Here is an 11402-nt window from a genome sequence, read left to right as displayed (position 1 = left end):
CGACCGATATGAACAAAAACTTATTGAAACTGATTGTCGCCTGTGGAACTGCTTGTTTCCTGGCTTGCGCAGCACCTCAAAAAACAGAAACGGAAAAATGGAGTGAACGCATGGCACGCTCCGAAATGAAACGTTTCCCCGAACCCTGGATGATTGAAAAAGCTAAAAAACCACGCTGGGGATATACCCACGGATTAGTAGTGAAATCCATGTTGGAAGAATGGAAACATACCGGGGACAGCGTATATTATGAGTATGCCAAAATATATGCAGATAGTCTGATCGATGCTGACGGACATATCAAAACCATGAAATATCTTTCATTCAATATTGATAATGTCAACGGTGGAAAGATTCTTTTCGATCTTTACGCACAGACCGGAGACGAACGTTACAAAATAGCCATGGATACTTTGCGCAAGCAAATGGCAGAGCAACCCCGTACCAGTGAGGGAGGATTCTGGCATAAATTGAGATATCCTCATCAAATGTGGCTGGACGGAATTTTTATGGCTTCTCCTTATCTGGTTCAATATGGTGCTACTTTTAATGAGCCCGCTTTATTTGACGAAGCAACAAAACAGATTCTTTTGATAAATAGCAAGACTTATGATCCTGCAACAGGACTTTATTATCACGGATGGGATGAAAGTCGCGAACAGAAATGGTCAAATCCTGAAACAGGTTGTTCTCCTAATTTTTGGAGTCGCAGTATCGGATGGTATGGAGCTGCTATTGTAGATGTACTGGACTTCCTGCCACAGGAAACAGCCGGACGTGACAGCATTATACAAATTCTACAGGGATTGGCAAAAGCGATTGTGAAATACCAAGATCCTTCATCCGGAACCTGGTATCAGGTAACCGATCAGGGAGCACGTGAAGGTAATTATTTGGAATCATCTGCCACTGCCCTGTTTATCTATACGCTTGCCAAAGCTATCAATAAAGGATATATTGGCAACGAGTATATCGAACCGACACAAAAAGCCTTTGACGGAATGGTAAAGACATTTACCCGTTTGGAAGAGGATGGCAGCTATACAATTACCAATTGCTGTGCTGTTGCAGGATTGGGCGGAGATTCAAAAAGATATCGTGACGGCTCATTTGAGTATTATATCAGTGAACCGATCATAGAAAATGATCCGAAATCGGTAGGTTCATTCATCTTGGCTGCTATTGAGTATGAGAAAATGACTAAAAAATAAACTAAAAACGATAAAATACAATGAGAAAATTCAAGATTCTTCCCCTTTTGTTGCTGCTATTGACAATGGCAACTTCGGCTGCAGCACAGAAGAAAACACAAAAGACGTATATCCCCTGGGACAACGGCAAACTCGTAGTTTCCGAAGAGGGACGTTACCTGAAACACGAAAACGGTGCTCCTTTCTTTTGGTTAGGAGAAACCGGTTGGCTATTGCCTGAACGCTTGAACCGGGATGAAGCCGAATATTACCTGGAACAATGCAAACGTCGTGGATACAACGTGATTCAGGTTCAAACGTTGAATAATGTTCCGTCTATGAATATCTACGGACAATATTCGATGATTGACGGATACAACTTCAAAAACATCAATCAAAAAGGCGTATACGGTTATTGGGATCACATGGATTACATTATCCGTACAGCAGCCAAGAAAGGTCAGTATATCGGCATGGTCTGCATTTGGGGAAGCCCGGTGAACCGGGGCGAGATGACTGTAGAACAGGCAAAAGCATACGGCAAGTTTTTGGCAGAGCGTTATAAGGACGAACCGAATATTATCTGGTTTATCGGTGGAGATATCCGTGGCGACGTGAAAACTGCTGAATGGGAAGCTTTGGCAACCTCTATCAAAGCTATCGACAAAAATCACCTGATGACATTCCATCCACGTGGAAGAACAACTTCCGCAACTTGGTTCAATAACGCTCCCTGGTTGGATTTCAACATGTTTCAAAGCGGACATCGTCGCTACGGGCAACGTTTCGGAGATGGTGACTACCCTATCGAAGAAAATACGGAAGAAGATAACTGGCGTTTTGTAGAACGCAGCCTGGCCATGAAACCCATGAAGCCTGTGATTGACGGTGAACCGATCTATGAAGAAATACCTCATGGTCTGCACGATGAAAACGAACTGTTGTGGAAGGATTATGACGTACGTCGTTATGCTTATTGGTCTGTATTTGCAGGTTCTTTCGGACATACTTACGGTCATAATTCCATCATGCAATTTATCAAACCGGGTGTAGGTGGTGCTTATGGTGCAAAGAAGCCTTGGTATGATGCTTTGAATGATCCGGGCTACAATCAGATGAAGTATCTGAAAAACCTGATGTTGACTTTCCCGTTCTTTGAACGCATACCCGATCAGTCTATCATCACAGGACAGAATGGAGAACGTTATGACCGCGCTATCGCTACACGTGGAAATGATTATCTGATGGTATACAACTATACCGGACGTCCGATGGAAGTTGATTTCAGCAAGATTAGCGGCGCGAAAAAGAATGCTTGGTGGTACACCACGAAAGATGGTAAACTGGAATACATCGGAGAATTTGATAACGGAGTGCACAAATTCCAGCACGACAGTGGTTATTGCAGTGGAAACGATCATATTCTGATTGTAGTGGATAGTAGTAAGAACTATGTGGAGAAGGACTGGACAGAATTACCAAATGCACAACAAAAATGGGCTAAATAATTTTGTATTATTAGGCGCGGATTACACGGATTTCACGGCTTTCAGAATGACAGATAAGTAAAACGACAGCGTTAATCCATGCAATCCGTGCCTAAATTTATTATATAAACGAATTATGAGAACATACTTATGAATAAAAGAATAGTATCATTTTTCTTTCTTCTGCTCTTTGCAGGTTCACTATACGCAGCCATAGGTATCACTGACCTGCGAACGGAGCAGTTGAAAAATCCGGCAGGTATCGATGTGCGCCAACCCCGATTGAGTTGGCGCATCGAATCGGATGAACAGAATGTGATACAAACTGCGTATCACATTCTTGTCGCATCTTCCCCGGAGCTATTGGAACAAGGAAAAGGAGATATTTGGGATTCAGGAAAGATTGAATCTGACGCTTCTCAATGGATCACTTATCAGGGAAAAACATTAAAATGTAATGCCTCCTACTATTGGAAAGTAAAAATAGACACCAACAAAGGCGCAACGAATTGGAGTGCTCCGGCTTTCTGGACCACCGGACTATTTAATGAAGCGGACTGGCAAGGGCAATGGATCGGCTTGGACAGGGCCGCTCCCGGAGATAGCGAAACACAATGGAGCCGTTTGGCAGCCCGTTATCTCCGTAAAGAATTTGCAGTAAAGAAAGATGTGAAACGTGCCACAGTACATATCGCCGGAATGGGATTGTACGAGTTGTTTATCAACGGACAACGCATCGGCAATCAAGTACTGGCACCTGCTCCTACCGACTACCGGAAAACAATTCTGTACAACACATACGATGTTACTTCACTGCTTCAAACAGAAAATGCTATTGGAGTAACTCTTGGAAATGGTCGCTTCTATACGATGCGTCAGAACTATAAACCGTATAAGATACCGACTTTCGGTTATCCTAAACTCCGGTTGAATCTGATTGTGGAATATGCAGACGGCAGCAAAGAAACGATTGCTACAAACACTTCATGGAAATTGACTACTGAAGGTCCTATCCGTAGCAATAATGAATATGATGGCGAAGAATATGATGCCCGTAAAGAGCTAGGAGCCTGGACTCAAACCGGATATGATGACAAAAACTGGATGCCGGCCCAACGTGTCAGTATTCCTTCAGGAACATTGCGTGCACAAATGATGCCGGGCATGAAAGTTACAGAAACCCTGAAGCCCGTTTCTATAAAAAAGCTTGGTAACAAATATATCCTGGATATCGGTCAGAATATGGCGGGCTGGGTACGTTTCCGGATAAAAGGACAGGCTGGCGATAGCATCCGTCTCCGTTTTGCAGAAAGTCTGCAAGACAATGGCGAACTTTATACTAGAAACTTCAGGGATGCCCGTTCTACAGATGTATATGTTGTCAGCGGACGCGAAACAAAAGATGCTACCTGGGCACCTCGTTTTATTTATCATGGGTTCCGTTATGTAGAAGTCAGCGATTATCCGAATGCGAAGGCAGAAGATTTCGTTGCCGAAGTAGTAGAAGATGAAATGGAGCATACTGGTACTTTCAACTGTTCTGACGAAACTCTGAATAAGATTATCCGTAATGCATTTTGGGGAATCCGGAGCAACTATAAAGGGATGCCGGTTGACTGTCCGCAACGGAATGAACGCCAACCATGGTTGGGTGACCGTACCATGGGCTGTTGGGGAGAAAGCATGCTTTTCGATAATTACGCCATGTATACCAAATGGACGCGTGACATCCGCGAAGCACAACGGGAAGACGGCTGTATTCCTGATGTAGCCCCGGCATACTGGAACTACTACTCGGACAATCTGACCTGGCCTGCCGCTTTACCAATGGCCTGCGACATGCTTTTCACAAACTTTGGAGATAAACGTCCGATCGAAGAGAATTATCCGGCTATCAAGAAGTGGGTATCTCATATCCGGGAATACTACATGACAGAAGATTTTATCATCACCAAAGATAAATATGGTGACTGGTGCGTTCCGCCCGAATCACTGGAGTTAATTCATAGTAAGGACCCTTCCCGCAAGACTGACGGAGCTTTGCTCGCAACGGCTTATTATCTGAAGGTATTACAACTGATGCACCGCTTTGCAAGCCTGCAAGGGCTGAAAGCTGACGCAGAAGAATGGGAAGATTTGGAACATCGCATGAAAGACGCATTCAATGCCCGTTTTCTACACATAAAAGAAAGTACTTCTCCCGTACCGGGACATACCTTATATCCGGACAGTATTTTCTATGGTAACAACACAGTTACTGCCAATATCTTGCCACTTGCTTTTGGTCTAGTGCCAAAGAACTACATCAATGAAGTAGCTAAAAATGCCGTAACTTCCATTATTACAACCAACAAGGGACATATAAGTACCGGAGTAATCGGTGTACAATGGCTATTGCGTGAATTGAGCCGTCGCGGTCATGCCAATGTAGCTTATCTACTGGCTACCAATAAAACATATCCTTCCTGGGGATATATGGTTGAAAAAGGTGCTACCACTATTTGGGAGTTATGGAACGGTGATACGGCAAATCCTGAAATGAATAGCGGTAATCACGTGATGCTTTTAGGTGATTTATTGCCTTGGTGCTTCAATAACCTAGCAGGTATCCGTGCGGACCGCTGGAAGTCCGGTTACAAGCATATCGTCTTCCAGCCGGCTTTTGAAATTCAGGAGTTGAGTAACGTGGATGCATCGTACATGAGTATCTACGGAAAAATAACCAGCCGATGGACAAAGACTCCCACACATTTGGAATGGGATATCGAACTTCCCGCCAATACGACGGGGGAAGTACATCTTCCGGATGGACGGAAAGAAAAAATCGGTTCGGGAAAATATCATTTCAGTGTAGACATTCCCACCCGGAATACGGCTATTCTGACTGATGAATTTCTGTATGAAAACGCTTCTTTCCCCGAATGTCATGGAGCTACGATAGTAGAGCTGAAAAATGGTGATCTCGTAGCCTCTTTCTTCGGAGGAACCAAAGAGCGCAATCCGGATTGTTGCATCTGGGTATGTCGTAAACCTAAAGGCTCTAAAGAATGGACCGCCCCCAAACTTGCTGCCGACGGTGTGTTTTCACTCAAAGACCCACAAGCAGTATTGGCCGGAATCGATTCAACCTGTACCCCGGTGAAAGATGCAAAAGGAACACTTATTGCCCGCAGAAAAGCTTGCTGGAACCCGGTTCTTTTCCAGATTCCCGGAGGTGACCTGATTCTGTTTTATAAAATAGGTTTGAAAGTGAGCGACTGGACAGGATGGCTTGTCCGTTCACGCGACGGAGGAAAAACCTGGAGCAAACGCGAAGCGCTTCCGAAAGGTTTTCTTGGACCTATTAAGAATAAACCGGAATATATCAATGGGCGTATCATCTGCCCTTCCAGTACGGAAGGAAGTAACGGATGGCGTGTCCATTTCGAGATTTCCGATGATAAAGGCAAGACCTGGAAGATGGTCGGACCACTGGATGCCGAGTTATCTGTCCCCACCCAAAATCGTAAAAAGGGAGGTGTGAATGTGGATGACCAGGAAGGCGGAGAAGCGATCGAAGGAGAAGGAGCCAAACCTGTTTATGCAATACAACCCAGTATTTTGAAGCATAAGGATGGAAGATTACAGATACTCTGCCGTACACGTAACGCACAGGTAGCAACTGCGTGGAGCAGTGATAATGGTGACACATGGAGTAAAGTTACGTTGCTGGATGTCCCGAATAATAATTCCGGTACGGATGCCGTGACAATGAAAGACGGTAGACATATCCTTATCTACAATAATTTCTCTACATTGCCCGGAACTCCGAAAGGTCCGCGTACTCCGCTCTGTGTGGCCGTTTCAGAAGATGGTATCAATTGGCAGCCTGTTCTTACATTAGAAGATAGTCCGATCAGCCAATACTCTTACCCTAGCATTATTCAGGGGAAAGACGGGAAGCTGCATGCCATTTATACATGGCGCCGTCAACGAATTAAATATGCAGAGATAGATCCGACGAAGTTTTAAATATTGAACGATCATCTGAATGAAATCGACCGCTCCTTTGCCCGCAAAAGAGCGGTCGATTCTTGTATTTATCCATTTTATACTTTACATTTGCCAATAAATAAAAAATAACGATGGCAGATAATTACATAGAAAGACAACAGGAACAATACGAAGCCCGAAAAGCTGCTTGGAAACAAGCACAAAAATATGGTAAGAAGAAACTAACAGCAGTACGTCCGGCTGAATCGAAGTCTCACACTTCAACGGTTTCAAAACCGGAGGATTCAAAAAGAAGAGTATTTATAACAGGCGGAGCGGAAGGAATAGGCAAAGCAATAGTAGAAGCTTTTTGCCTAGCTGGAAATCAAGTTGCCTTTTGTGATATAAACGAAACATCGGGACAGGAGACTGCGAAGGCAACCGGGGCTATGTTCCATAAGGTCGACGTAAGTGATAAAAACGCACTTGAAAGTTGTATGCAAACCATTCTTGCCGAATGGAACGATATTGATATTATTGTCAACAACGTCGGTATCAGCAAATTTTCTTCTATCACAGAAACAAGTGTAGAGGATTTCGACAAAATTCTTTCTATTAACCTGCGTCCTGTATTCATCACTTCCCGACTGCTTGCCGTCCATCGTAAAAAGCAGCCCTCTCCCAACCCATACGGCCGAATTATAAATATCTGCTCTACACGTTATCTGATGAGTGAACCGGGAAGTGAAGGTTATGCAGCTTCGAAAGGTGGTATCTATTCTTTGACTCATGCATTGGCTTTGTCTTTATCCGAATGGAATATCACAGTTAACTCGATTGCTCCGGGATGGATACAGACTCATGATTATGATCAACTCCAACCGGAAGACCATTCACAACATCCTTCACGCCGGGTAGGTAAACCGGAAGATATTGCCCGCATGTGTCTGTTTCTCTGTGAGGAAAACAATGATTTCATCAATGGAGAAAACATCACTATTGACGGGGGAATGACGAAAAAGATGATTTATATTGAATAGTTTGAAGTAAAGTCATCACCAAGAGAATCTTTCAACACGTTTCGAGTAACTTCCACTCCTGTCTTCACAATCAAAGCTTCGTGAAAGTGATAGCAGTGTTTTTTGAGAGCTAAAGCATAGTTTTAGATATGATAAAGCTATGCTTTGTCAGTTGCAAAGCATAGCTCTATTATATTCTTCTATTATCCCGGAGATTTTCCGGTTATGTAGGAGGTTAAGGGTTTACCCTCATTTATTTCTTTCCTTGAGCCTTCTTTTCTGCGTTTCGCTTATTCACGTAATCTTTGAACATCTGCCGCCAGTTGCGACCATGCTCATTGAAATACTGTTCGCATTTGGTTTTATAAATTTCGAAGATAGCAGAAATCTGCTTCATATTCTTGTAGTCAATAGCCTGTTCACGAGCCAATTTCAACTGTTCCAGAACGAAAGCCGTTTCCTCTTCCGTCATATTGGGTACAATGGCCTGATAACCTTTCAAGGTAAAAGCAACTTTACCTACCGTGTATTTATCCAGGATTTGTTCAATCTGTTCTTCCGTCAATACTCTGCGCAGATCTTTCATTAGCCTTTCATGTACTTCTTTCGGCATAGCGGAATCTGCTATCATTTCACGGTCGAGCTTGGAAAGCGGTTTGCCTGTCAAAGGATTGATACCCTCGGGGATTGTTGTATAAGGGTGCTCATTGTGCCAGTCACGCACTTTACGAAGATGATTATAAATGGCAGTTACTGCAAAACCTGCTTTTTTATCATCGTTCAACTCTAAAGAAGCTACCCAGTCGATGGCTTTCTTTTCGAGAGAAGCATCTGATTTTAAATTAGCAAAAGCCTTCTTGTCAAAATAAGCAGCTACCTTGTCAAAAGAACGAATGGCGCCTTCAGGAAGCAAAGCTCCTTTTTCACCAAAACTATACATAGCGGATTCCGGTTCAATGGTGACCTTGCTTTCATCCAACATCTTTTTATCCAATTTGAATACTTCTGCGAAGAAGTCATAAACAGCATTCCGCTTATTCGGACCAAAGTCATGTTTCTCTTTGGGAAGATGTACATTCGTTACTTTATCTTTTGCCTGGTAGAATCCGTAGATTCGTTGCAGATAAGGAAATTCAAGAGTAGGAACACTGGCCGTCCAGTCGCCGCCATCCGATACGATCAGTTGTGGACGAGGAGCAAAAGTAGCGGCTAATTCCGCATTACAGGTTCCTCCTGCAGATAGTTGAATAGGCATTCCGCTTTCGCAGGGACAGCCACCGTCGAAGTGAGAAGCCAGGCTCACCACCGGAGCTGAAGCGGTGAAACGATCATCCAATACGCTCAACAATACAGTATGGGTACCTCCACCCGAACCGCCATTCGCACCGATACGGCTGGTATCAATATCTTTACGGGAAGCAAGCATGTAGTCAAGAATCAGTAAGCCGTTCATTGCCTGAATAGTGTGCGCCGCACTACTACGGTGTGCCGCACTGCCCACTTGCAAAGCCGACTCTCCCCATCCGAACAAATCATAGTCTACACAAACAGCTCCCATACGTGCTAAAGTTCCCATACGTTGTTGTTGGTCTTCCCGATAACGTCCGCCACCAAAATGTCCGTTAGGGCAGATTATCAACGCATGTTTTCCTTTCGATTGGGGCGTATAGATAGAACCGCAAATGTATAATCCGGGAAGTGTTTCAAGTGCGAAATTCTGCACGGTATAGCCATCAAACTTACGTATCTTTGAAAGAATAGGTTTGGTTTTGACACATTGAGCCAACAAAGTATCAATACCTAAACGCTGACGTACCTCTTTTTTCAGAGAATCGGCACGAAGTTGAAAGGACTGTTGGTCTGTATAGAGTGTATTCAGATAAGCCAGCATCTTCTCTCCGTCTGCATCTGTACGACGTGGATACTCGTATGCTTTCAGCTTATACATATTTCCTTTCTGCTTAACAAATTTATAATCGAAAGGTGCCAATACATTCGTCAAGGATTCTTCCACGGAATAAGGACGGATACGGAAATCGGCATAAGACAGCACTTTTCCCACCGTATCAATGTCATATTTCAAACGGACTCCGAAACGGTTCTGTATATCCGTCAGTACTTCATTCAAGGGACGGGCAAATTCCGTCTCGTATGTTTGCGTCTGGGCTTCGGCCGAAAGAGATGCGGCAAGAAGCATAGTAAAAAGGATTCGTTTCATTTATTTTTAATTTATGCAAGTTGTTTTTTCACCACAGATTACACAGATTTTCACAGATTTATTATTCTTATAATTTAGTCGAATTAAAAATCTGTGTTAATCTGTAGTATCTGTGGTGCTTTTAATTACTTCACCATTGACGATTACGTCATCCATCGTGATACGTTCACAATTTTCGAAGATACATTTCTGTTTCCCTTCTTGAATGTGAATATCACGCAAAACGATGTCAGATATCGGCGCTTCTTCCAAGCCCACTATTTTGATCGGAGTCTTTACGTTTGTCACAGTCATTCCGCTGATATGTACGTTACGGAATATCGGAGTGCGTTCACTCTTAGGTTCGGCAGGCATTTTACTGTATTTCAAATTCAATACGACAGCTTCCTGTTTAATGTTGCTCATTACGACGTTGCTGACACGAATATCTTCAACGACTCCTCCCCTTCCACGGGTCGACTTAATACGGATTCCACGATCTGTTCCGTCAAACACGCAATTGGAAATAGTAACTTTACGCACACTCCCACTCATCTCGCTGCCGATAACAACGCCTCCGTGACCGGAAAGCATGGTGCAGTTGGTGATAGTGATATTCTCGCAAGGTACTCCCAAACGACGGGCCTGCGCATCTCTTCCCGACTTGATTGTGATGCAATCGTCTCCTACTGATATATGGCAGTCGCTGATATGTACGTTGCGGCAGGATTCCGGATTCACTCCGTCCGTATTTGGTGAGGGCGCATTATCTATGGTGATCCCCTTTATGGTTACATTGTCACAAAACTCCGGATTGACCGTCCAAAAGGGAGAATTTATGATTTTCACTCCTTCAATCTTTACTTTCTTACAACGAACGGGCTGAATGAACGGAGGACGGAAAAAGCGACGTTGCAATGTATTTACATAATCCTTGTTCGTTTCAGCATAAATTGCTGTCGTATCGTTTGCTGCATCCCACATTGGCTGATATTTATTCACATCACGCATGCCATTGTCTTTCAAATCAATCATGACACGAAAGAACTCCATCCACCATTTCTTCCCTTGTCCGTCCAAAGTTCCTTCTCCTTTGATCGTAATATTCTCGGCATCTACCGCATAAATCAAAGGCTGGAAACTTTTCATCATCACTCCTTCATGACGAACCTCGACAAAAGGAAGATAGTCATCAAAGTTATCGGAAAAGAGTAAGGTAGCTCCGGCTTCCAACTCCAGTGTAATATTACTTTTCAGATGGATACTCCCCGTCAGATAAGTCCCGGCAGGAAAGAAAAGAGTACCTCCGCCGCCACGGTTCAGACGGTCAATCGTTGAATTGATTAGCTTTGTATTAAGAGTCTTGCCATTTGCTTTTGCACCGACCTTCAGCATATCTACACGCTCGGCACGAAGAACTGTGGTTGCACAGAAGCAAAGAAAGACAATAAGAGTTGTTCGTAAATTCATAATCGATATTATTAAAGTATATTTCATCGTTTCCTTCTAAAAAATCATGCTAATAGAATCTTTTTTT

General features: G+C 43.5%; 6 protein-coding genes. 4 read left to right on the top strand and 2 right to left on the bottom strand.

Going from position 1 to position 11402, the window contains the following annotated elements:
- The first annotated feature begins 8 nt into the window (after nt 1-8).
- From DW862_RS18320 to DW862_RS18305, 4 genes are all read left to right on the top strand, one after another.
- Complete coding sequence (locus DW862_RS18320; RefSeq protein WP_022199601.1) at nt 9-1211, top strand: glycoside hydrolase family 105 protein; 1203 nt, start codon at nt 9-11, stop codon at nt 1209-1211.
- Between the two features lie 20 nt (nt 1212-1231).
- Complete coding sequence (locus DW862_RS18315; RefSeq protein ID WP_008022229.1) at nt 1232-2698, top strand: glycoside hydrolase family 140 protein; 1467 nt, start codon at nt 1232-1234, stop codon at nt 2696-2698.
- Between the two features lie 129 nt (nt 2699-2827).
- Complete coding sequence (locus DW862_RS18310; RefSeq protein WP_120069797.1) at nt 2828-6688, top strand: family 78 glycoside hydrolase catalytic domain; 3861 nt, start codon at nt 2828-2830, stop codon at nt 6686-6688.
- Nucleotides 6689-6801: 113 nt separating this feature from the next.
- Nucleotides 6802-7689: an SDR family NAD(P)-dependent oxidoreductase gene (locus tag DW862_RS18305; protein WP_120069793.1), complete on the top strand. Its 888-nt coding sequence runs from the start codon at nt 6802-6804 to the stop codon at nt 7687-7689.
- Between the two features lie 232 nt (nt 7690-7921).
- Here the strand turns inward: DW862_RS18305 and DW862_RS18300 are convergent, their stop codons facing one another.
- Complete coding sequence (locus DW862_RS18300; protein ID WP_120069790.1) at nt 7922-9886, bottom strand: DUF3826 domain-containing protein; 1965 nt, start codon at nt 9884-9886, stop codon at nt 7922-7924.
- A 96-nt stretch (nt 9887-9982) separates the two neighbouring features.
- Nucleotides 9983-11335, bottom strand: a complete 1353-nt coding sequence (locus DW862_RS18295; RefSeq protein ID WP_120069787.1) for a glycoside hydrolase family 28 protein — start codon at nt 11333-11335, stop codon at nt 9983-9985.
- Between the last annotated feature and the right edge of the window lie 67 nt (nt 11336-11402).

Source organism: Bacteroides sp. AM37-9 (genome assembly GCF_003603455.1).
GTDB lineage: Bacteria > Bacteroidota > Bacteroidia > Bacteroidales > Bacteroidaceae > Bacteroides > Bacteroides xylanisolvens.
This window is presented reverse-complemented; position numbering and strand designations above follow the sequence as displayed.